This window comes from Robiginitalea sp. SC105 (genome assembly GCF_014243345.1).
Lineage (GTDB): Bacteria > Bacteroidota > Bacteroidia > Flavobacteriales > Flavobacteriaceae > Robiginitalea.
This window is the reverse complement of the sequence record NZ_JACLZF010000002.1, coordinates 1,176,614-1,198,555: the sequence shown is the minus strand read 5'-3', so window position 1 is coordinate 1,198,555 and position 21,942 is coordinate 1,176,614. Positions and strand designations below refer to the sequence as shown.

18 protein-coding genes are annotated in these 21,942 nt (G+C 55.8%); 8 read left to right on the top strand and 10 right to left on the bottom strand.

All coding sequences use genetic code 11. The features are described from left to right. Positions 1 to 2: 2 nt before the first annotated feature. From H7F20_RS14275 to aroC, 5 genes are all read right to left on the bottom strand, one after another. Entirely contained in the window at positions 3 to 1,175 is a 1,173-nt protein-coding gene (locus tag H7F20_RS14275) for a flavohemoglobin expression-modulating QEGLA motif protein (RefSeq protein WP_185786838.1), read from the bottom strand. Between the two features lie 41 nt (positions 1,176 to 1,216). Beyond that, on the bottom strand, positions 1,217 to 2,041 hold the full coding sequence (locus tag H7F20_RS14270; protein WP_185786837.1) for an N-formylglutamate amidohydrolase: 825 nt from the start codon (positions 2,039 to 2,041) through the stop codon (positions 1,217 to 1,219). Next, entirely contained in the window at positions 2,034 to 3,065 is a 1,032-nt protein-coding gene (gene gshB / locus H7F20_RS14265) for a glutathione synthase (RefSeq protein WP_185786836.1), read from the bottom strand. Before gshB ends, H7F20_RS14270 begins: the two co-directional genes overlap by 8 nt. Positions 3,066 to 3,070: 5 nt before the next feature. Continuing rightward, a complete protein-coding gene (locus H7F20_RS14260) occupies positions 3,071 to 4,402 on the bottom strand; it encodes a dicarboxylate/amino acid:cation symporter (RefSeq protein WP_185786835.1) in 1,332 nt (443 codons plus the stop codon). A gap of 62 nt (positions 4,403 to 4,464) precedes the next feature. Beyond that, positions 4,465 to 5,529, bottom strand: a complete 1,065-nt coding sequence (gene aroC / locus H7F20_RS14255; RefSeq protein WP_185786834.1) for a chorismate synthase — start codon at positions 5,527 to 5,529, stop codon at positions 4,465 to 4,467. 203 nt (positions 5,530 to 5,732) lie between these two features. On the opposite strand from aroC, the gene H7F20_RS14250 reads away from it, so the two are divergent. Then, the gene (locus H7F20_RS14250; protein WP_185786833.1) at positions 5,733 to 6,596 is read left to right on the top strand and encodes a UDP-2,3-diacylglucosamine diphosphatase; all 864 of its coding nucleotides are present in this window, start codon (positions 5,733 to 5,735) and stop codon (positions 6,594 to 6,596) included. On the opposite strand, the gene H7F20_RS14245 is transcribed toward H7F20_RS14250, so the two are convergent. Further along, positions 6,585 to 9,497, bottom strand: a complete 2,913-nt coding sequence (locus tag H7F20_RS14245) for an FAD-binding and (Fe-S)-binding domain-containing protein (RefSeq protein WP_185786832.1) — start codon at positions 9,495 to 9,497, stop codon at positions 6,585 to 6,587. The two genes, H7F20_RS14250 and H7F20_RS14245, sit on opposite strands and share 12 nt — an antisense overlap. 92 nt (positions 9,498 to 9,589) lie before the next feature. Between H7F20_RS14245 and H7F20_RS14240 the strand changes: the two genes are divergently transcribed. Both H7F20_RS14240 and H7F20_RS14235 read left to right on the top strand, forming a co-directional pair. Beyond that, entirely contained in the window at positions 9,590 to 10,084 is a 495-nt protein-coding gene (locus H7F20_RS14240; protein ID WP_185786831.1) for a hypothetical protein, read from the top strand. A 103-nt stretch (positions 10,085 to 10,187) separates the two neighbouring features. Further along, positions 10,188 to 11,297 carry a TlpA disulfide reductase family protein gene (locus H7F20_RS14235; protein ID WP_185786830.1) on the top strand — a complete coding sequence of 370 codons (1,110 nt, stop codon included), beginning with the start codon at positions 10,188 to 10,190 and terminating at the stop codon, positions 11,295 to 11,297. A gap of 61 nt (positions 11,298 to 11,358) precedes the next feature. Here the strand turns inward: H7F20_RS14235 and H7F20_RS14230 are convergent, their stop codons facing one another. Beyond that, positions 11,359 to 12,006 carry a rhomboid family intramembrane serine protease gene (locus tag H7F20_RS14230; RefSeq protein WP_185786829.1) on the bottom strand — a complete coding sequence of 216 codons (648 nt, stop codon included), beginning with the start codon at positions 12,004 to 12,006 and terminating at the stop codon, positions 11,359 to 11,361. Between the two features lie 55 nt (positions 12,007 to 12,061). Between H7F20_RS14230 and H7F20_RS14225 the strand changes: the two genes are divergently transcribed. Continuing rightward, positions 12,062 to 12,949: a lysophospholipid acyltransferase family protein gene (locus H7F20_RS14225; RefSeq protein WP_185786828.1), complete on the top strand. Its 888-nt coding sequence runs from the start codon at positions 12,062 to 12,064 to the stop codon at positions 12,947 to 12,949. Here the strand turns inward: H7F20_RS14225 and glmM are convergent. Next, positions 12,946 to 14,334, bottom strand: a complete 1,389-nt coding sequence (gene glmM, locus H7F20_RS14220; protein WP_185786827.1) for a phosphoglucosamine mutase — start codon at positions 14,332 to 14,334, stop codon at positions 12,946 to 12,948. The genes H7F20_RS14225 and glmM overlap by 4 nt on opposite strands. A gap of 84 nt (positions 14,335 to 14,418) precedes the next feature. Here glmM and H7F20_RS14215 point away from each other — a divergent pair, with 84 nt between their 5' ends. Both H7F20_RS14215 and ggt read left to right on the top strand, forming a co-directional pair. Next, positions 14,419 to 15,003 carry an acyl carrier protein phosphodiesterase gene (locus H7F20_RS14215; RefSeq protein WP_185786826.1) on the top strand — a complete coding sequence of 195 codons (585 nt, stop codon included), beginning with the start codon at positions 14,419 to 14,421 and terminating at the stop codon, positions 15,001 to 15,003. Then, on the top strand, positions 15,000 to 16,718 hold the full coding sequence (gene ggt, locus H7F20_RS14210; protein WP_370588512.1) for a gamma-glutamyltransferase: 1,719 nt from the start codon (positions 15,000 to 15,002) through the stop codon (positions 16,716 to 16,718). The genes H7F20_RS14215 and ggt overlap by 4 nt, the downstream gene beginning before the upstream one ends. An 86-nt stretch (positions 16,719 to 16,804) precedes the next feature. Here the strand turns inward: ggt and H7F20_RS14205 are convergent, their stop codons facing one another. Then, entirely contained in the window at positions 16,805 to 17,560 is a 756-nt protein-coding gene (locus H7F20_RS14205) for a LexA family transcriptional regulator (RefSeq protein WP_185786825.1), read from the bottom strand. A 180-nt stretch (positions 17,561 to 17,740) separates the two neighbouring features. On the opposite strand from H7F20_RS14205, the gene H7F20_RS14200 reads away from it, so the two are divergent. Continuing rightward, entirely contained in the window at positions 17,741 to 18,418 is a 678-nt protein-coding gene (locus H7F20_RS14200; protein ID WP_185786824.1) for a DUF4130 domain-containing protein, read from the top strand. A gap of 5 nt (positions 18,419 to 18,423) precedes the next feature. Here the strand turns inward: H7F20_RS14200 and H7F20_RS14195 are convergent, their stop codons facing one another. Beyond that, positions 18,424 to 18,951 carry a hypothetical protein gene (locus H7F20_RS14195; RefSeq protein WP_185786823.1) on the bottom strand — a complete coding sequence of 176 codons (528 nt, stop codon included), beginning with the start codon at positions 18,949 to 18,951 and terminating at the stop codon, positions 18,424 to 18,426. A gap of 116 nt (positions 18,952 to 19,067) precedes the next feature. On the opposite strand from H7F20_RS14195, the gene uvrA reads away from it, so the two are divergent. Next, on the top strand, positions 19,068 to 21,938 hold the full coding sequence (gene uvrA / locus H7F20_RS14190; RefSeq protein WP_185786822.1) for an excinuclease ABC subunit UvrA: 2,871 nt from the start codon (positions 19,068 to 19,070) through the stop codon (positions 21,936 to 21,938). Positions 21,939 to 21,942 lie beyond the last annotated feature (4 nt).

Below are 21,942 nucleotides of genomic sequence, written 5' to 3'. Positions count from 1 at the left end.
CCCTATTTCAGATTGTTAAGGATAAAATCCAGGGTGGGGTTCTGATTTCGCTTTTCCCGGAAGCTCAGGCATTGATACGGCCCCTTTACCGCCAAACCAAGTTCCTGCAGGTAGGCGATTGGTTTTTCGTAGTCCAGGGCAACTTTCCCAGTAAGCATCCGGTCCATGGACTCCTCCCGCAGGTAGCGTTTGTAAATACGCCTGAGCCCGCTGAGGTACAACCGGTCCTTGGTAAACCCGCCCCCGCGATGGGCGCGGAGCGTGATGGTGAACGCTGCGTCCCGGTTGAGCTTATACTGGTTATGGATCAGGTCAAAGGTGTCGGAAAAACCGTAACCTTTACTTAAGCTGTCTGATGCCAAAACCCTGTATGCCAATTCTTTTAGCCTCTTTAAAGTCAAAGCCCCACCCATGTATTCGCTAAATACGGCCAGCCCCTCCTGGGTCTCCACATTTTTGGGGAGGCCGTTGGAAAAAATCTTCAGGGGCTGGGAGATCCCGTTGAAGGTGGTCACCAGGTGGACCCCGATTTCATGGTGGGCCAGGGTAAGCAGCTGGTTATCGCTGAAGCGGGCATTGCGCTTGATGAGCAGGCTGCGGGTACTGTTGCTCACCATGGCTTCTGCGGCGATATGGGTGGAAAAACGGATGTCCAGGGGGAAGTCGTATTGGCGGGCAAATTCCTCAAAATAGGCGCGGGCATCTTCGGGGCTGTACCGCTTTTCCATATTGGCAAACCCGGGTTCATCCTCAAAATGCAAGATAAAACGCGCATTCTCCACATCCTTCTCCGTCGGCGTCCCGTAAACCCGCAGGGAGTTGTAATAGAAACGCTTGGTTTGCCCAATCGTTTCAATACACTGCACCATGTTGGCGTAGAAATAGATTACTTCCTTATACAGGTTCCGGATCACCGGGTCTTCGATCCGGTCCAGTTTGTGGGCAAAGAACAGCCGGTGCAGCTTATACGGGTCGAATTTGAGTTTCGGGTATTTGAACTGGGGCGTTTCCGTATACTTGGAAGCAAAGAACCGGTGCTTTTCCTTCTCGGTATTCAGCGGGTTGATGTATTGCAGCAATTCGATTCGCTTGACCAGCCGGTCCAGGTGGGTGTCTATTTCAAGTACCCTCGCAAATTTTTGCTGGAGGTCCGGGTGAATTTGTGGTTCTGTCATCGCAAATGAGGGTGTAATTGCTGGTTGGTCGGCCGGATTTGTCAGAGGGACTTTCGGAATTCGGCCAGTTGCAAAGGTATCAATTCTTTCAATTGCCTTCTAACGGCAGAAACCACTTCGGGGTAGAGGATGCCGCTCAGCTCGTCGCAATACACCTTGGCGATTTCGGTGGCCAGCACCAGGGTATTTTCAAAATTGCCTGTAATGTATTTCAGGAAGTATCCGTTTCCCTGAAAGGTATCGTTGATGCGGGAGGTTGCCGGTATGCCATGGGGCAGGGCCATATCGGCCAGGCGGGACCTCCAGGTTTCCGCCAGGGCCCCGAACCGGATGTTGTCGATGTTCCGGGTTCCCAGGTTCCAGGTAGGGACCTCCCGCTGCCAGCGCTTGTGGTTGTAGCTGTGCATGTCGATAACGAGAACAGCCCCGTGCAGGGCCTCCAGTTTGCCGATCAATGCGTGCACCACCCGGTAAAAGGCCTGATGCTTATCCAGGCTCCTGCGGTGCTCGGATTCCGGCAGGGGCGACTTCCACAGCTTTTTGCCCCAGGCATCCTCATAGATGGCTGTTTCAGGGGGGCGGTTCAGGTCGTATTCAAAGCGGCTGTCACAGCCTGCAAGGGTGATGGGGTGGTCTTTGACCATTTCGAGGGTACAGGGGTCTTCCTCGTACCAGCGCTCATACTCGGAGTGCGTACACCTTTCCCACAGGGATTTGCGGAATTGATGCCCGTCGTGGACCGCCCCGCAAACGAGGGGGGCGTATTCTTCGATCTTTATCCGGAAGGAGTAATCATCGGCAACGGCTTCAAATGGGGTTTCCTGCCCGATAAGGCGGACCATTTCCCCCACCGGCAACCTAAGCATCCTCCACCTCTTTTCTCAGGCGGGAGCGGCGGTCGAAGGCTTTGAGCTTATCCATCACCTGGCTTTCGATAAAGTCGATCACTTTGGTCTGCACCTTCGTCTTATAGGCCTTGTTGATATAGGTGATCCCGCCCGGGGACATGACATTGACTTCCACGAGCTTCCCGCCGATCACGTCAATCCCGACAAAATACAGGCCATCGCTGACCAGGCGGGGACCAATCTGCTTGCAAAGCGCCTTTTCCTGTTTGGTGAGCGTGTGCTTGGCCACGGAACCCCCGGCCGAAACATTGGACCGGTGGTCACCCGAACCGGGAATCCGCCGCATCGCCCCTATAGGCTCCCCGTTGAGGAGCAGGATGCGGATATCCCCCTGCTCGGCCCCCTCGATATATTCCTGCAGGATCACATAATTGGAAGACCCGTCGGAATTGCTGATGTAGAAATCCAGGAGGGAATTGATATTGGACATGGCCGATTTCTCGATCAGGATCACCCCGGAGCCCCCATAACCGTTGAGAGGTTTGAGGATCATCCGGTCCGATTTGGATTCCTGTATCTGCCGGATGAGGTAGTTCTTGTTTTTGGATACATGCGTGGTGGGGATGATGTTGCTGTGGGTATCCCCGAAAGCGGCGGTGTAGAGCTTGTTATTCGCTTCCCGGAGGCCCCGGAGGGAGTTTACGATAAACACGTCGTCCTTGACGGAATCCAGGAAGTTCAGCATCAGCGGGTCCAGGGGCGGGTTGGCCCGCATAAAGATCACGTCGAAACCTGCCAGGGGCAGCATTTCCTCCCGGGTCGTGGCTTTTTTATAGAATGCCTTCAGGTTCCCGGGCACCTTTTCCATTCGGTTGATAACCGTACAGAACGCATTGGTGACGCTGTTGCGGATGGTGAGGTTGGCCGGGCTGCAAACCGCCACACCGTGCCCCCTGCGGACACATTCGTGGAGCAGGGCCAGGCTCGTATCGTTTTCCGGGTCGATCTCGTCCCAGGGATACATCAGGAAACAGATATTCATGTCGTTCATTTAGGCGTTACTTCGTCCAGGTGGTCGTCCCAGTTCTTCACCTTTGGCTTTCCCAGTTTGCCGACGGATTTGGCAACCATCATGGCCACGGTGGCATCGCCGGTCACGTTCACGACCGTCCGCAGCATGTCCAGGGGCCGGTCGACCGCAAATATCAGGGCCAGCCCTATGGCCAGCTTATCTGCCGGGAAATTGATGGATTCCAGCACGATCACCAGCATCACCATGCCCGCCCCCGGAACGGCGGCCGAACCGATGGAGGCCAGCAGGGCGGTCAGGATAATGGTCAGCTGCCCCGCAAGGCTCAGTTCGAATCCAAGGGCCTGGGAAATGAATACGGCGGCCACGCCCTGGTACAGGCTGGTACCGTCCATGTTGATGGTGGCCCCCACAGGCAACACAAAACTGGACACTTCCTTATCCACGCCGATGTGTTCCTCCACCCGTTCCATCGTAACCGGAAGGGTGGCCGCGCTGGAGCTCGTTGAAAATGCCAGCAACTGGGCCGGGCTGATCTTCTTGAGGAAGGTCCAGGGGTTGTACCGGGTGAAAGTCGCCACCACCAGGCTGTAGAACACGATCATCAGCACCAGGCCAAGCACCACTACCCCGGCGTATTTGAGCAGGGCCAGCAACAGGTCCGGGTCCCCGGAGGTTACCACGACGTTCGCCAACAAGGCGAAGACCGCAACCGGGGCCGTCAGCATGATCAGGTCCACCATTTTCAGGACGACCTCATTCAGGGAGTCAAAAAATTTCTTGAGGGGTTTGGAATCCTTCTCCCCGATAAGCAGCATGCTGATGCCCAGGAAAATCGTAAAAAAGATCACCTGCAGCATGAGGGAGTTGTCGCCCAGGGCATTGAAGGCATTGTCGGGCACCATGTCTTCGAGGAATTGAAGCGGACCGCTTTCGCGCTGCCGGTTGGCTTCTTCAATCTTGGAGGTTACCCCGGCGTCGTTTGCATAGGTCTGTTCCAGTTGGGCGATGGTTTCCTGGGAGATACCTTTGCCCGGCTGCAGGATGTTGACCAGGATAAGCCCGATACTGATGGCAATGATCGTGGTGATGATATAGATGCCAATGGTGCGCAACCCGATATTCTTGAAACTGGAAATATCTTTTAGGTCCGAGATCCCCTTGACAAGCGAAGCCAGGATAAGGGGGATGGCGATCAGCTTCAGGAGTTTGACGAAAATGGTGCCGAAGGGGTTGATCCAGTCCTGGACGAATGCAGCCCCCCAATCCGGGATGGTCATTGCAAATCCGAAAACGATCCCCAGCAGCATCCCGATCAGGATTTGCCAGTGCAGCTCGAGCTTCCTCATAGATGTCGATTGGTTTGAGCCGGGAAGATACTATTTATGAGCGAAACGCCACAAACAGGCCGTCAGATTCGGGACAGGCGAGAGAGCAGGGACATATCGGCCAGTACCAGGGCTGCCATGGCCTCCACGATCGGGACTGCCCTGGGAACCACACAAGGGTCATGGCGCCCCTTGCCCTGGACCGTTACCGCTTCCCCTTCCTTGTCAATGGTTTCATAGGATTGCAACAGGGTGGCTACAGGCTTGAAGGCTACCCGGAAATAGATATCCATCCCGTTGCTGATGCCCCCCTGCACCCCCCCGCTGTGGTTGGTCCTGGTGCTGCCGTCCGGGTTGAAGGCGTCGTTGTGTTCACTGCCGCGCATCTTCACCCCTTCGAAACCACTGCCGTACTCAAAGCCCTTGACCGCATTGATGGACAGCATGGCGCTGCCCAGGCAGGCGTGCAGCTTGTCAAAGACGGGTTCCCCCCATCCGGCCGGTACGCCACGGATCACGCAGCTTATCACGCCGCCGATGGTATCCCCGGTCTTACGGACTTCCCGGATATGCGCCTCCATTTTCTGAGCCATGTCCGGGTCCGGGCACCGGACCGGGTTTTGCTCTGACTTTTCCAGGTCGAGCTCCTGGTAAGGGGTTTCCAGGACCAGGCTTCCCACCTGGGAGACATAGGCCTGGATGCTGACGTTTCCGAGCAGCTGTTTGGCAATTGCGCCTGCCACCACCCGGCAGACCGTTTCCCTTGCCGAACTGCGTCCCCCGCCCCGGTAATCCCGGGACCCGTATTTCTGGTCATAGGTGTAATCCGCATGGGAAGGACGGTAGGAGTCGGCGATATGGCTGTAATCCCCGGATTTCTGGTTGGCATTGGGGATGAGGAACCCGATGGGCGTCCCCGTGGTGAATCCTTCAAAGATCCCGGAATAAAAGGTCACCTGGTCGGATTCCTTCCGTTGGGTGACAATGGCGGATTGCCCGGGCTTCCGCCGGTCCAGGTCACGCTGGATAGCCTCCAGGTCCAGCTCCAGGCCGGCGGGGCAACCGTCGATGACTCCCCCGAGCCCTCTGCCGTGCGATTCCCCGAAGGTTGTCAGTCTGAATACCGTGCCAAAACTGTTTCCTGCCATCGTTTGTTGATTTGCACCAGAAATAAAAACCCAAAGTTACTTTTTAACTGCATGCCAACCAAGGTTGGTGGTATAATACTCGCTTAACATACCGGACAGCTCCCCTTACCGAATCTTAACATTAACGACTTGAAGAATTGACCTCGCCGGCGCCACTTTATATACCGGGCGTGATAATTTTGTCCTCAAATATTTCCTTTCCATTGAAAAAGCGTAAACCACGTGTTGTTGTCCTTTCGGATATCCACCTGGGTGCACGGGAATGCCAGGCAGACGCCCTGCTGGCCTACCTGAGCAGTATCCGGCCCGAGGTCCTTGTCCTGAACGGGGACCTTTTTGACTTCGACCGGTTTGACAAGGCGTACTTCCCCCCCTCCCATTTCAAGGTGCTTAAAAAGATCCTGGGCCTCGCCGCCGGGGGGACCCTGGTATATTACCTGACCGGCAACCGGGATCAGGGGTTTCGCAAATTCACGGGATCGGCACTGGGGAACCTGCAGGTCCTGGACCGGTTGTTGCTGACCCTGGACGGTCGCAAAACCTGGTTTTTCCACGGGGATGTCTGTGACCTGGCCGGGGGCAGTACCAAATGGATCGCACGCCTGGGAAGCCCGGGGTACCGCGGGTTGTTATTCGGCAACAAGGCAGTCAACCGGCTGCGTCGGCTGGCGGGTCGGGAACCCTATTCAGCGGCCCGCAAAACCATCAAGGGGAGGGCTGCCCGGGAGTACCTGGAAAAATTCGAACAAACCGTTGTGGAAATGGCGTTAAACAAGAGGTATGACACCGTGGTCTGCGGTCACATCCACCATCCCAAGAAGGCGTGGAAGGAGACGCCGCAGGGAAATTGCCTGTACCTGAATTCCGGGGACTGGACCGATAACCTGACCGCCCTGGAATACGCCTTCAAACGCTGGAAACTCTACAGGTACTCCGAGGATAAGCTGGCGCCTTTCTACGCCGACGAAGAGCTCAAGGGCATGGACATGAATCAACTGATAGCCAGTATTATTGGCATTTCTACACACCAAAAGGACGAAAAAGCCCCGGACGGGTCAGACTATTAGCGCTTCCCGCAGGATGGTGACCGGGTGCAGCGCCTTACGGCCCGTCCCGTCATAAATCTGGTGCCTGCAACTGGTCCCGTTGGCCGATATCACCGTCGATTCGGGGGCTTTCCGGATGGAAGGGAACAGACGCAATTCACCCACCTGCATGCTCACGAGGTAGTGCTCCTTTTCGTATCCGAAGGAACCCGCCATCCCGCAACAACCCGATGGGATGATCGAAACCCGGTAATTCGCCGGGAGGTTCAGGAGGTCAAAGGTGACCTTCTGGTCGGACAGGGCTTTCTGGTAACAGTGGTTGTGGATTTTAATCTCCCGGGGGGCATCGGAAAACTGGTCGGCCCGGATATTCCCTAGCCGGGCTTCGGCCGCCAGGAATTCCTCGATCAGGAAGGCATTTTTGGCAATTTTTCCGGCAGTTTCTGCCGGGAGCCCGAAGCGCTTGTATTCATCCCGGAAGGTCAGTACGGCAGACGGCTCCAGCCCCAGGACCGGAACCCCCCGCTCTGCAAGTACGCCCAGGGGCCCGCAATTGCGGCGCGCCAGGCTCCGGGCCTGCTCCAGGAAGCCTTTGGAAATAAATGTCCGACCGCTCTCCGCGTAAAACAGCTCCACGCGGTATCCCAGGCGCGTCAGCAATTCCAGGGCGTCCAACCCCTGCCCGGTATCCAGGTAGCGGGTAAATTCGTCTATGTAGAGAGCAACTTCCCGGCCTCCCGGCTGGTAGTTTTCATTAAGCTCCCGGAGGCGGGCATCGAAATTGACCCTGGAAACAACCGGCAGGCTCCGTTGGCGGGCAATACCCATCAGCCGTTTTAAAACCGCCCCGGCAGCGTTCCGCCCCGTAAGGGCATTGGCGAGCCAGGCTATCCGGCTGTTGAAAGCGTTAATACGCGTATTGAAGGCAAAGAGCCGGTTGCGCAGGGAAAACCCGTTGGCCTTTTGGTACTGATAACTGAACTCCGCCTTCAGCGTTGCTACATCCACATTGCTCGGGCATTCCCTGGCACAGGCCTTGCAACTCAGGCACAGGTCAAAGACTTCTTTCAGCTCCGGGTGGTTAAAGGGTTCACTGCCTTCGCCTTTCGTGAGCATTTCCCTCAGGGTATTTGCCCGGCCCCTGGTGGTGTCCTGTTCCCTGCGCGTTGCCTGATAGCTGGGGCACATGGCACCGGGCATCGTATGGGATTTACGGCAGTCCCCGCTGCCGTTGCATTTTTCGGCTGCCCGGAGGATCCCCATGCTGTCGGAGAAATCCAGGAGGGTATCTGGGCTGGGTTCCTTTCGGTCTGGCTCATAGCGCAACGCTTTGTCCATGGGGAAGGCATCGACAATCTTCCCGGGGTTGAATATGCCCTTCGGGTCAAAGGCCGCCTTGATCCTGCGCAGCAGCTCGTAATTGGCCTCCCCGATCATCATCGGGATAAATTCCGCCCTGACGATGCCGTCCCCGTGTTCCCCGCTGAAGGACCCCCGGTATTTTTTGGTCAGCCGGGCGACTTCGGTGGTGATTTGCCGGAACAAGGCCACGTCACCTGATTTTTTCAAATCCAGTATGGGGCGGAGGTGCAGTTCCCCGGCCCCGGCATGGGCGTAATAGACCGCCTGTTGTCCGAAATGGTCCATGATCCGGGTGAATTCACCTATGAAGTCCTTCAGGTCCGGCAGGGCCACGGCCGTATCTTCGATGCAGGCCACGGCCTTCTTGTCCCCTACCATATTGCCCAGGAGGCCCAACCCCGCTTTCCGGAGTTCGATGGCCTTCCGGGTATCGTCCCCGCGGAGGACGGGGGCTGCATAGGCCCGTCCCGAACCAGCCAGCGTGTCCTGCACCTCCCGGATGCTAAGTTCCAGGGATTCCGGATCTGCCGCCCGGACCTCCAGCATCAGCAGGGCCGCCGGGTCGCCCGAGACAAAAAAGCGGTTTTCACTTTGCTCCCGGTTGTTCCGGGTACAATCCAGGATGACCTTGTCCATCATCTCGCAGAGATACAGTTGGTGGGACATGGCGGGCACCACGTCCGACAGGCAGTCTTCCAGGTTTTTGTAGTGGGGCACGATCATCGCCGATTCCGCAGGGGGCAACGGATCCAGCCGGAGGGTGACCTCCGTGGTAAAAGCCAGGGTGCCCTCGCTGCCGCAAAGCAGGCGCGCCAGGTTGAAATCCCCTTCCTCATGGCCAAATATTGGGCCTTCCAGCAACGAATCCACCGCATACCCCGTATTGCGCCGGTGGATGTCCGGATGAGGAAATTCACGTCTTATTTCATCTTGTACTTCCTTGCTTGATAATTCATTATGTATTACCTTATAAATTGAAGCTTCAAGGTCATTTCCCCGGGTTTTCGCCATAAATCCCTCCTGGTCCAGGGAGGTAATCTGCATCTCGCTGCCATCGGACAAAATCACGTTCATGGATGCCACCTTATCGCGGGTTACGCCATATTGGATCGAAGTGGTGCCGCTGGAATTGTTGCCGACCATGCCCCCGATCATGCAGCGGTTTGAAGTTGAGGTGTTTGGCCCAAAGAACAGCCCATGGGGTTTGAGGAATTCGTTCAATTCGTCCCGCACCACCCCAGGTTGCACCTGTATCGTGCGCCTTTCCGTATCCAGGGTGCCTATTGCTGTCATGTGTCGGGACACATCCACGACAATTCCAGGTCCCACACACTGGCCGGCAAGGGAAGTCCCGGCTGTTCTGGGTATCAGCCCGATTCCATAGGCAGAGGCAAAATGGATAAGCCTGACGATATCGTCCTTGCCTTTCGGAAAGGCCACTGCCATTGGCCTGATCCGGTATACGGAGGCGTCGGTGGCATACAGGGCCTGATGCAGCCGGTCCCTGTGGAGGGTGCCTTCCAGGGTAGCTGCGAGTTGATCGAGTTCAGAATTATCCAATCGGGGCAATTTTTGGAGCCTAAATTAAGTTAATCTTAACGGAAGGCCATTTTTGTTGGCCTATTTTTGGAACCAAATTAAAACTGAATTTTATGAATGTCTTACGAATTCTAACAATTTTTTGCCTGCTGGCCACCGCGGGCCTGAGTGCCCAGAACATCTCCGATCACGCGCTCGGACTGCGCCTTGGGGATAGTGACGGTTTCGGAGCGGAAATCTCCTACCAGAAATCCATCGCCCGTTCCAACCGGGTGGAGGTTGACCTGGGCTGGCGGGATAACAGGAACTTTGATGCCTTCAAACTAACCGGTGTGTACCAGTGGGTGCGCATCCTCGACGGTAATTTCAATTGGTATTACGGAGTAGGTGGCGGCCTCGGGAGTGTCGACTTCGACCGCGATTTTGACGTGGACAATGATGGCGGCCTGTTCGTATTTGCTGCCGGCGACATCGGGATTGAATACAATTTTGATATCCCGTTGCTGTTGTCCCTGGATTTCCGGCCGGAGCTCGGGTTGGTAGGCTATGACGGTTTCTCGGACAATTTTGATTTTGATATTGCCCTGGGTATCCGCTATCAATTCTGACGCGAGCCACCCCGATATAATCAATGCCCTTGACATAAGCTTTTGTTAAGGGCTTTTTTAATTTTCCCTGTCTGCCTACCTTTGATCCTCAATTTTTTATGAAATGAAGAACGCCTTTTTGACCCTCATAGCCTGTCTGATCGCCATGGCTTGTAATTCCGGAGCTTCCGGTGGTTTCGAGATCTCAGGGTCCCTGGACGGGGACCTGGCCGACGGCACCAAGGTCATCCTGAGAAGGAGTGACGAAAATATGCAGCCTGTGGATGTGGATACGGCTTCCCTCGAGGCCGGCCGCTTCACCTTTACAGGGACGGCTGGACAACCCGAACTCTATTACCTCTTCGTGGAAGGGGCCCGCGGAGGCATTCCGCTCATCCTGGAGAACGGGGAAATTGAAATCAGCGCGCACAAGGACAGCCTCCAGGCTGCGGACCTGAGTGGGACACCCCAGAATGAGGCCTATGCGGAATATATTGAAGGGGCACGGGAGAAATCGGCCCAGCGGCTCTCCATGAACGAAGACATGCGTAAGGCCGTGATGGAGCAGGATTCTGCCATGATGGCCTCCCTCCGGGATGAATATTTTGAGCTGCTGGAGAGCATGACCGAATACGAAAAGACATTTGTCCGTGAAAACCCGGATGCCCTGATTTCGGCCCTGATAATCAACCGGATGCTGCAAAGCAACTCGGTTCCAGTGGCAGAGGTAGAGGAATTGTATGCTGCTCTGACGGATGGCATCAAGGCGACCACCCACGGATCGGGTATCGCGGACAGGCTGGAAGCCGCAAGGCGCACGGCCATAGGGGCCAAGGCGCCTGCCTTCAGTGCCCCTACCCCTGAAGGAGAAGAACTCGCACTGAGCAATGCCCTTGGCAAGGTAACCCTGGTGGATTTCTGGGCCGCATGGTGCCGTCCCTGCCGGGCCGAAAACCCGAACATCGTACAGGTTTACAAGAAGTATAAGGATAAGGGCTTCAAGGTGCTCGGGGTTTCCCTGGACCGCAACGCAGATGACTGGAAGCAGGCTATTGTCGCGGATGGTTTGGACTGGCAGCACGTTTCCAATGTGCGGTACTTTGACGAAATCGCGGAGCTCTACAATGTAAGCGCCATTCCCGCCAGTTTTATCCTAGACGAAAATGGCGTGATTGTCGCCAAGAACCTGCGTGGAGACGAGCTCGAAGAAAAAATCGCCGAACTCCTTCCCTGACCGGAATCAAACGGGGCAAATGGTTACCTGTCCCAAATCGGCGATGCCCGGGACCACGGTATTATAGCTTCCCCATTTTCTGCAGGATAAAGAGGAGTACAATCGGCAGGGCAAGCAAAATCACCATGGTGGGATGGCTCGCAATGATTTCGGGCTTAAAGATTAAGGTAATCAGGTAGCCCCCGACTGCACCCCCGAAGTGGGCAGTATGCCCGATATTTCCCAACCGGCTTTTCATGCCATAAATGGAATAAAGCAAATAGCCGATTCCCAGAATATAGGCGGGAAGGGGTATGGGGATGAACATCAGGGCCAGCCGCATTTCCGGCTCCAGGAGGATGGCCGCGTACAGGACCCCGGTAACCGCCCCGCTGGCTCCTACCGCACTGTAGAAGGGCTCGTTCCGGTGGAAATACATGGCCAGCAGGCTACCGGCCAGCAGACTGACCAGGTAGGTGATCAGGAAGCGGGAAGGGCCGAACCAGTCGATGACCACGTCTGCGAAAAAATACAGGGTGAACATGTTTACGAACAGGTGGCCCACATCCACGTGCAAAAAGCCCGAGGTGATGGTTCGTTCCCGTTGGCCAGCGCGGATGGCACTGATGTTGAACTTATACCGGTCGAAAAACTGGAGGTCGTTGAACCCTTTGATACTGATCAGGATATTTGCGGCGATCAGGATGATTGTTGCCGGGTGTAAATTCATGTAGGACGCCTTAATTTAGGGCCAAATATAGCTATATTTGCCCATATTTTGAGTCATGCAACGAGCCGTTTACCTGTTAGCCTACCCCTTTCTCTGGCTGGTGGCAAGGTTGCCCTTCCCGCTTTTATACCTGCTCTCCGACGGGGTATTTTTCATCCTCTTCCACGGCATCCGCTACCGGCGGAAGGTGGTGCGTGCAAACCTCGCCCTGGTGTTTCCCGATCGGTCCGAAACCGAACGCAATCTGATCGAACGCAGATTTTATGCACATATGTGCGATATGTTCCTGGAGATGATCAAAACGCTGGCTATTTCGGAAAAGGAAATGCAGCGGCGGTTCCAGATTGACCAACTCGAGGTGCTTCACCGGATTGAAGCGGCGGGAAAAAGCGTCGTACTGCTCATGCCGCATTATGCCAGCTGGGAATGGGCTCTATCCCTGGATTCCCACATCAATTCCAAGGGCTATGGGGTGTACCAGCCCCTGTCCAACCCGTATTTCGATAAACTGGTCCGCAGGATCCGCGCCAATTGGGGTACCACACTCATCGCCACCCGTGAGACCCGTGAGATCGTGGCCAAGGTAGTGGCCAGCGGCGAATTGGCCACCATTGGGTTTATCAGCGACCAATCCCCCATGCTGAAAAAGGCCGTTCACTGGGGGGAATTCATGGGAATTCCGGTCCCCATGCACACAGGGGCGGAACAAATCTGCAAAAAACACGGCTTACCGGCGGTCTACCTGAAGGTGCGGAAAACAGGGCGGGGTTTCTACCGGGCCGAAATCATCCTGCTGGCCGACGATCCGAAAGCCGTCCCCGATTACGGGATTACGGACGCCTTTTTCAGGGAAGTCGAAAAATCCATTTTGGAAGCCCCGGAGTACTATTTCTGGACCCATAAGCGGTGGAAGCACCGGGATAAAAAGCCTGCCGGGGTTTAAAGGCCTGCCAGTGCCCGAATCTCCCCCAGGACCTTCCCTGCCAGGTTATCGGCTGCCTCCTGGGTAGCTGCCTCGGTATAGATCCGGATGATCGGCTCGGTATTGGACTTTCTCAAATGCACCCAGCAATCCGAAAAATCTATCTTTACCCCGTCGATGGTATTGAGTTCTTCGGTTTCATATTTCCGGGCCATCCCCTCGAGAATTTGGTCCACATTCAGGTCCGGGGTCAGCTGGATCTTGTTTTTACTCATAAAATAAGCCGGGTAGCTGCTGCGCAATTCGCTGACGCGGGTCTGTCTCTCGGACAGCAGCATCAGGAACAGGGCCGTGCCGACCAATGCGTCCCGGCCGAAATGGCTGGCCGGATAGATGATGCCGCCATTGCCTTCGCCCCCGATGACTGCTTTGGTCTCCTTCATGGCGGCAACCACGTTGACCTCCCCCACTGCGGCTGCGGTGTATCGCCCCCCGTGGGAAAGCGTCACATCCCGGAGGGCCCGGGTCGAGGACAGGTTGGAAACGGTGTTCCCGGGGGATTTGCCCAGCACGTAATCCGCACAGGCCACCAGGGTGTATTCCTCCCCGAACATCCCGCCCTTCTCGTCTATAAAGGCAAGCCGGTCCACATCCGGGTCCACCACGATGCCCAGGTCGGCTTTTTCGGCCACCACCCGCTCGCAAATATCCCCCAGGTGTTCCTTGAGCGGCTCCGGGTTATGGGGGAAATGCCCCGTTGGCTCACAGTACAAACGCACCACTTCGACGCCCAGGGCATCTAGCAGCTTGGGGATGGCGATGCCGCCGGAGGAGTTCACCCCGTCGACCACCACCTTGAATTTTTGTTCCCGGATGACTGCTGCATCCACCCATTCCAGGCCGAGTACCTCGTCGACATGGATGTCCAGGTACGCGTCATTCACCGTCCGCTCCCCCAACTGGTCTACTTCGGCAAATTCGAAGGTTTCCGCTTCCGCCAGGCGCAAAATCTCGGCACCGGCCCCCGCATCGAGGAATTCCCCCTTTTCATTGAGCAGCTTGAGCGCATTCCATTCCTTGGGGTTGTGGCTGGCCGTCAGGATGATGCCGCCATCTGCCTTTTCAAGGGGTACTGCCAGCTCCACGGTGGGCGTGGTGGACAGGCCCAAATCGATAATGTCGATCCCGAGGCCCGTAAGCGTGGATACGACCAGGTCCTGGATCATCTGCCCGGAGAGGCGGGCATCCCTGCCCACCACCACTTTAAGGCGAGTCCCGGAACCGTTTTCCCGGAGCCAGGTACCGTAAGCCGCCGCAAAGCGGACGGCATCCAGGGGGGTGAGGTTTTCACCGGGCTTACCGCCGATGGTGCCCCGTATCCCCGAAATGGATTTAATCAAAGTCATAATTGCCGCTTTTCGGGCAAATATACAGGGAACCGGCCGTAATGCGAACGAATCCTTACTTTTGATGGCACCTAATGCTAGTATGTGAATTACCTGGCCCATATCTACCTGTCCTTTGGCGACGACCAACTGGCGATCGGAAATTTCATAGCAGACAGCATCCGCGGCAACAAATTCAGGAAATACCCGGACCGGGTGCAGGAAGGCATCCTGTTGCACCGCGCCATCGATACGTTTACGGATGCACACCCCACGCCCCGCCTGAGCAGCAAACGCCTTCATAAAAGGTACAGCCATTACAGCCGTGTAATCGTGGATATCTATTACGACCATTTCCTGGCAAGGGAGTGGGAACGATACTCGGATATCCCACTTGCCGATTTTGCCGCACATTTTTACGACCTGCTCGACGAAAATTTCGACTGGCTCCCCACCCATGTACAGCGGCTGTATCCTTACATGGTCAGCGATAACTGGCTGGTCAGCTACGCGAGTACCGAGGGCATCGGCCGGGTTTTGCAGGGGATGAACCGGCGGACCCGCAACAAATCCGGTATGGACCGTGCCATCGAGGACCTGGAATGGCATTACGAGGCGTTCCGGGATGAATTCCATTCGTTTTTTGAGGAATTGATTATCTTTTCGCGACAAAAAATCGACACCTTTTGACACCGACCCCCTCCTCCACCCTCCAGACCCTCTTTCGGGTCCTACTCCTGCTCTGTTTATTGACCATTACTACCCGTTGCCGGAAGGCACCCCCTGTACCCACTGGCTTGGTAACCGAAAAAGCCATGGTGGTATCCGCCCGGGAAGAAGCCTCCCGGATCGGTGCTGATATCCTCAGGCAGGGCGGGAATGCCTTTGACGCCATGGTGGCCACCGAGATGGCACTGGCGGTAGCGTACCCCTTTGCCGGAAACCTGGGCGGAGGTGGTTTTATGGTGTACCGGCAGGCCGACGGCTCCACCGGCAGCATCGACTACCGGGAAAAAGCGCCCCTTTCGGCAAGCGCGGAAATGTATCTGGATTCCCTGGGTAACCCGATACCGTCCATGAGCCGGATGGGCGCAACAGCCGTTGGCGTGCCCGGCACCGTTGCGGGTGTATTTGAAGTGCACCGGCGGTTTGGCAGCCTTCCCATGGATTCCCTCCTGGCCCCGGTGATTGCGCTGGCCCAGCGGGGGGTGGTGGTCACCGAAAACCAGGCCCGGCGCCTGGAACGGGTGCGGGAAGATATGATCGCCGTGAACGGGGACAGCATCCTTTTTGCGAACCACTGCAAGGCCGGGGACACCCTCCGGTACGCGGCCCTGGCACATACCCTGGAACGGATTGCCAGGAACGGGAGGGATGAATTTTACAAAGGGGAAACCGCCAAAACCCTGGCAGCCTTCATACAGGCAGCGGGCGGTTTTATTACCGAGGAGGATCTTGCCCGGTATGAGGCCAAATGGCGGGATCCGGTAATATTTACCTATAAGGACCTGAAAATCATTTCCATGGGCCCTCCCAGCAGTGGCGGGGTAACGATGAACCAGATCCTGAAGATGATGGAGCCCTACGACCTGTCGGAAATGGGCCAGCATTCGGCCAGGAGCATCCAGCTTTTCACCGAGGCTGCGCGCCGGGCCTATGCGGACCGGAACTTCTTCCTGGGGGACCCCGATTTTGTGGAGATCCCTTTGGAAACGCTGCTGAGTGACACTTACCTGCAGGAGCGCATGGCATCCTTCAGCTTTGACCGGGCCACGCCCTCCTCAGAAATCTCCGAAGGCGCCGTCACCGTCCATGAAAGCATGGAAACCACCCACTATTCCATTATCGACCAGTGGGGAAATGCGATTTCCGCAACCACGACCCTGAATGGGGCGTACGGATCCAAACTCTACTGCCCGGAACTGGGTTTTTTCCTGAACAACGAAATGGATGATTTCAGCGCAAAGCCCGGGACCCCGAACATGTTCGGGTTGATCGGTGCGGAAGCCAACAGTATAGCCCCAGAAAAACGGATGCTCAGCAGTATGACGCCTACCCTGGTTGAACGGGATGGCGAACTCTGGATGTCGGTGGGCACCCCTGGCGGGTCCACGATCATCACTGCAGTTGCGCAGACCATCCTGAATGTTTACGAATTTGGCCAGAGCATGCAGCAGGCAGTGGATGCGCCCCGCTTCCACCATCAATGGCTTCCGGATTTGCTGACCTTTGAACCGGAGGGTTTTTCCCAAGGCCTGAAGGACAGCCTGAAAGAGCGGGGTTACCTGATCAACGAGGAGTATACCCCCATCATCGGGAAAGTGGACGGGATCCTCGTGCTTCCCGATGGCCGGCTGGAAGGAGGCGCCGACCACCGGGGGGACGATACCGCGGTTGGTTTCTGACAGCGTTTCTGAAAACCTTTTTACTGCAAAACAAAGCCCGGCGATCAGGGCCGGGCACTTCCTTTTGATTCAGACGGCATACCGTATCATGCCCTGGCCAGTTTTTGCTTGAGTTCCTCCATGGATTCCTGCAATTGCCGCAAGAGCCCGGTTTCGGTGGTGGCATCCACCCCGAAGGTAATCTTGCTGCTCACCTCCCAGACCTCCTGCAATTGTGACTCGGATATATCGTAAGGGGCATAGGATTCGTTCAGGGAAATCAGCCTGAACCTTCCGGTGCCGGGTAATTTTTCGACCTTTTTTACCAGGACGGCATCTTCCAGAACTACTACGTAGATGCGGTTCGGGCCCACGTCATTCCAGTTTTCCACGGCCCGTGCAAGCACCCAGTCCCCGGGTTTCAGGTTTGGCTGCATGCTATCCCCCTCTACCTGGAACCCCCGGTAAGTTGCATTCCGGAACTGGGGGATCGGCAGGTCAAAGGCGGGTAGCTGCCGGTACCAGGAACTATCCTGTATGTTCTGGGGGTAGCCTGCGGCGGCCTTTGCATTGACCAGTACCATGTTTTCCCTCTCGGAAGAATCGATCGTAACGACCTTGGGCATCACGCTGACGGAGGAAGGTTCCAGGTATTTCCGGTTGCTTTCCCCATAAAGCCAAAGTGGGTTGATCTTGAATCGCCCCAGCAATTCCGCCACTACCTTCCCGGACAATTTGGTCCTGCCCCTTTCGATGTCCGCAGTTGTACTGGGGATCCCGAGAATCCCCGCAAATTCCGCCTGAGTATATCCCAACTCCCGCCGGACCTCCGTAAACCTTTTAATACTGGTATCCTGCTCCATGGGCTCGTTTTGTTTCGGACCGGATTAAAACGGTCAGTTTATTTTCAAATATACGTTTTACGGATTATTTCCAAAACTTTTTACGGATATTTTCCATATTACGGAATATTTACATATTTTTGGATATATTCCATATTACGAATTTCATAAGGATAGAATTAACAGATAAACATTGGCCAAATGGAAACAGGCACCTTTTTAATCTATGACGGGACATTTGAAGGATTTCTCACCTGTGCCGCGCAAATCCTGGAACACGACCTGCAGATATCGGGGCTGTCTGCCGATCCGGGTACCCAGAACGGGTTGTTTACCCCCACACGGAACATTCCTGCCGACCGGCGGATCGCAGAGCAACTCTGGGAATCACTGGGGCGGAAAAGCTCCGGGTTGCAGCGTATTATCTATTTCTCATTCATGGTGGAAAAGACACAAAAAGAGCGTGTTATAATTTCTTACCTGAAACAATTATTCAATAGTGAGGAAGGCGGCGACCCTGAAAAGCTCCGCGAACTCCGCAACCAGCTTGTTGCCTGGACGGCACGGGTAGAATGGGAAAAGCGGGCCGCAGAGTCCAACCTGCGTTTTTATCCAACGGCCTCAGATATACCCTGCGGCTTCATCGCCCCTGAGCACGACATCCTCCCCCTGCTCACCCGGCATTTCCGGCTGCGCTTCGGCGTCGCCCCCTGGATCCTTTTCGATTCCCGGCGTCAATACGGCCTGAGAAGTGTCGATGGACAGGTTTCCATTATCCGGGAAAAGCCCGTAGTGAAGGAATTCCATGTATTCGACTGCTCACAGGCAACACCGGAAAAACGTTTCCCGGAAACGCCTGCATACCGCACTGCAGTTTAGGCCTGCTATTTGCTCCGCTCCCCTATGAACTGATCCCCCTGGGATTTAAAGAGGATATTGAAGGTGGTGAGGCTGCCGTAGATGCGTGTGATGTACTGTTGCAGTTCCACCTTGTCCGAGTCGTCCAGTCCTTTGTGGGCATTGATCCGCTGCTCCATGACGCGCAGGCGGTCACGAACCATTACGATCTTATGGAAAAAGGTGTCAATCGGGATTTCCTTGGGGGCCAGCCCGGGGTCCCCGGGTTTCAGTATCAGGTTCCCGCCCTTCCATTTATCGGCAATGGGGACCAGGCTGGTTGCATCGCTCCAGCGTCTCAGGATGCCGATCAGGCTGGATTCCACGTCGGTGAAGCTGACGGTATCCACGTCGTCGTGAAGGGCTTCGATTACCTCGAAGTCCGAGCCGATATCGATGGTTTCCAGTCCGGATTCCATAAAGGAAACCCAATAGTGTTTGGAGCTCACGTTGACCACCACGCCCTTACCGTGATCCGAGTGGCTGATACGGGAGCCTATTCCTAGAATTTGCATAGGTAGATTTGCTTTTCGGCTAAATTAGGAGAGTCCCGGGAATATTCAAAGATGGGGTTGGGCGGACTTCTTATTTCGCCCGCAAAATCGTATTTTCGCAACCTTTTAAGCGCGATATGGCCGAATTGGAAGAAACGATTGATGTACAGGGTGCCCGGACGCATAATCTGAAGAATATCGATGTGCGCATCCCGAGGGAGCAACTGGTGGTGATCACCGGGCTCTCCGGCAGTGGCAAGTCTTCCCTGGCCTTCGACACCATCTACGCCGAAGGGCAACGCAGGTATATCGAAACATTTTCTGCCTATGCCCGGCAATTCCTGGGCGGTCTGGAACGCCCGGATGTCGACAAGATAGACGGCCTGTCCCCCGTAATAGCCATCGAACAGAAAACGACTTCCCGTTCCCCCCGATCCACAGTGGGGACCATCACAGAGGTATATGATTTCCTGAGGCTCCTGTTTGCAAGGGCTTCCGATGCCTATAGTTACAATACCGGCAAGAAGATGGTGAGTTACACGGACCGGCAAATCCGGGACCTGATCGTTTCGGATTTTGACGGGAAGCGCATCACCATCCTGGCGCCGGTCATCCGATCCCGGAAAGGTCATTACCGGGAGCTGTTCGAACAGATTGCGAAACAGGGGTTTGTGAAGGTCCGAGTAGACGGGGAAATCAGGGACCTGGAAAAGGGCATGAAGGTAGATCGTTACAAAACCCACGACATAGAAATCGTCATCGACAGGTTGCAGGCAGGTGAACATCCTGAAATTACGGGAAGGTTGGACGAAAGCATCCGGACAGCCCTCTACGCGGGTGACGATGTGATGATGGTACTGGAGGCGGACAGCGACCAGCCACGTTATTTCAGCAGAGATCTGATGTGCCCGGAAACTGGTATTTCCTACCCGGTACCCGAGCCGAATACCTTTTCCTTCAACTCCCCCAAGGGGATGTGCCCGGAATGCAACGGCCTCGGACATATTTACCAGGTGAACCGGGCCAAGATCATCCCGGACGACGGCCTGTCCATCAAGGCCGGTGGCCTCGCCCCCCTGGGCACCTACAAAAAATCATGGGCGTTCAAACAATTGGAAACCATCGCACTCCGCTACGACTTTGACCTCTCGGATCCCATCTCCAAAATCCCGGAAGAAGCGCTGCAGGTCATCCTGGATGGAGGCAACGACCGTTTTGAGGTAGATAGCAAGACACTCGGGGTGCGCCGGCAGTACAAGATTGAATACGAGGGTATTTCCAATTTTATCCGCAACCAGTACCGGGAAAGCGATTCCAGCAGTATCAAGCGCTGGGCGCGCGACTATATGGACAAGGTGGCCTGCCCGGAGTGCGAGGGGGCGCGCCTGCGCAAGGAATCTCTCTATTTCCGGGTGGATGACAAAAACATTGCGGAACTGGCCCGTATGGACATCGGGCAACTGGCGGCGTTCTTTTCGGACCTGGCCGGCCGGCTTGCCGGCGACCAGCAGCAGATTGCGGGGGAAATCATCAAGGAGATCAATACCAGGCTGAGGTTCCTGCTCGATGTGGGCCTGGATTACCTGTCCCTCAACCGCGGGTCCAAGTCGCTTTCGGGTGGGGAAGCCCAGCGCATCCGCCTGGCCACCCAGATCGGCTCCCAGTTGGTCGGGGTGCTCTATATCCTGGATGAACCCAGTATCGGGTTGCACCAGCGGGACAACAACCGGCTGATCAATTCCCTTAAGGCGCTGCGGGACCTGGGGAATTCTGTCATTGTGGTTGAGCACGACAAGGACATGATCGAAAAGGCCGACTATGTGATCGATATCGGGCCGCGGGCAGGAAAACACGGGGGTGAGATTATCTCCGAGGGGCCCCCGGCATCCCTGCGGGTACACGACACCCTCACGGCGGCCTACCTGAATGGCAGCCGGGAGATCCCGGTGCCGAAAAAGCGGCGCAAAGGCAATGGGAAGGAAATTGTGCTCAGCGGTTGTACGGGCCATAACCTCAAGGACGTAACCGCGGTCTTCCCGCTGGGTAAAATGATCGGGGTCACAGGTGTTTCGGGGAGCGGCAAGTCCACCCTCATCAACGAGACCCTCTACCCCATAATGAACGCCCACTATTTCAACGGGGTGAAGCGCCCCAAGCCTTATAAGGCTATCAGGGGCCTGGAACATGCGGATAAGGTAATCGACATCAACCAGGCGCCCATCGGCAGGACTCCCCGGTCCAACCCGGCCACCTACACCGGGGTTTTCAGCGAAATCCGTGCGCTCTTTGCCAAAACGACAGAGGCATCCATCCGGGGGTACAAACCGGGCCGCTTCAGTTTCAACGTAAAGGGCGGGCGGTGCGAGACCTGCCAGGGGGGCGGTTTGCGGGTCATTGAAATGAATTTCCTGCCGGATGTGTATGTGGAATGCGAAACCTGCTACGGCAAGCGTTTCAACCGGGAAACCCTGGAAATCCGGTACAAGGGCAAATCCATTGCGGACGTACTCGAGATGACCATGGATGAGGCAGTTGAATTTTTTGAACACATCCCGAAAATCCACCGGAAGCTGAAAACGATACAGGATGTGGGACTGGGTTATATTTCCCTTGGCCAGCAGTCCACCACCCTTTCCGGGGGCGAGGCCCAGCGCGTCAAACTGGCCACGGAACTTTCCAAACGGGATACCGGCAACACCTTCTATATCCTTGACGAACCGACCACGGGGCTTCATTTTGAGGATATCCGCGTGCTGATGGAGGTCCTCAACAAACTGGTGGACAAGGGCAATACCGTCCTGGTCATCGAACACAACCTGGATGTTATCAAAATGGTGGACCACGTAATCGACATCGGATATGAAGGCGGCCGCGGCGGCGGCTCCATCGTCGCCACCGGCACCCCTGAAGAAATCTCAGAAGACCCCGACAGCTATACGGCCCGGTATCTGAAAAAAGAACTTTATCCGGAGGGGGAACTGGTCACCGGGGATCGGGGCAAACAATAAGCCC

Bases quoted from the DNA above. Each gene is read 5' to 3' on its own strand.
- glmM (WP_185786827.1), bottom strand. From the start codon at position 14,334: ATGACTTTGATTAAATCCATTTCGGGGATACGGGGCACCATCGGCGGT.
- H7F20_RS14205 (WP_185786825.1), bottom strand. From the start codon at position 17,560: ATGGAGCAGGATACCAGTATTAAAAGGTTTACGGAGGTCCGGCGGGAG.
- H7F20_RS14225 (WP_185786828.1), top strand. From the start codon at position 12,062: ATGCAACGAGCCGTTTACCTGTTAGCCTACCCCTTTCTCTGGCTGGTG.
- H7F20_RS14235 (WP_185786830.1), top strand. From the start codon at position 10,188: ATGAAGAACGCCTTTTTGACCCTCATAGCCTGTCTGATCGCCATGGCT.
- uvrA (WP_185786822.1), top strand. From the start codon at position 19,068: ATGGCCGAATTGGAAGAAACGATTGATGTACAGGGTGCCCGGACGCAT.
- H7F20_RS14240 (WP_185786831.1), top strand. From the start codon at position 9,590: ATGAATGTCTTACGAATTCTAACAATTTTTTGCCTGCTGGCCACCGCG.
- H7F20_RS14260 (WP_185786835.1), bottom strand. From the start codon at position 4,402: ATGAGGAAGCTCGAGCTGCACTGGCAAATCCTGATCGGGATGCTGCTG.
- H7F20_RS14275 (WP_185786838.1), bottom strand. From the start codon at position 1,175: ATGACAGAACCACAAATTCACCCGGACCTCCAGCAAAAATTTGCGAGG.
- H7F20_RS14230 (WP_185786829.1), bottom strand. From the start codon at position 12,006: ATGAATTTACACCCGGCAACAATCATCCTGATCGCCGCAAATATCCTG.
- H7F20_RS14195 (WP_185786823.1), bottom strand. From the start codon at position 18,951: ATGCAAATTCTAGGAATAGGCTCCCGTATCAGCCACTCGGATCACGGT.
- gshB (WP_185786836.1), bottom strand. From the start codon at position 3,065: ATGAATATCTGTTTCCTGATGTATCCCTGGGACGAGATCGACCCGGAA.
- H7F20_RS14270 (WP_185786837.1), bottom strand. From the start codon at position 2,041: ATGCTTAGGTTGCCGGTGGGGGAAATGGTCCGCCTTATCGGGCAGGAA.
- H7F20_RS14200 (WP_185786824.1), top strand. From the start codon at position 17,741: ATGGAAACAGGCACCTTTTTAATCTATGACGGGACATTTGAAGGATTT.
- aroC (WP_185786834.1), bottom strand. From the start codon at position 5,529: ATGGCAGGAAACAGTTTTGGCACGGTATTCAGACTGACAACCTTCGGG.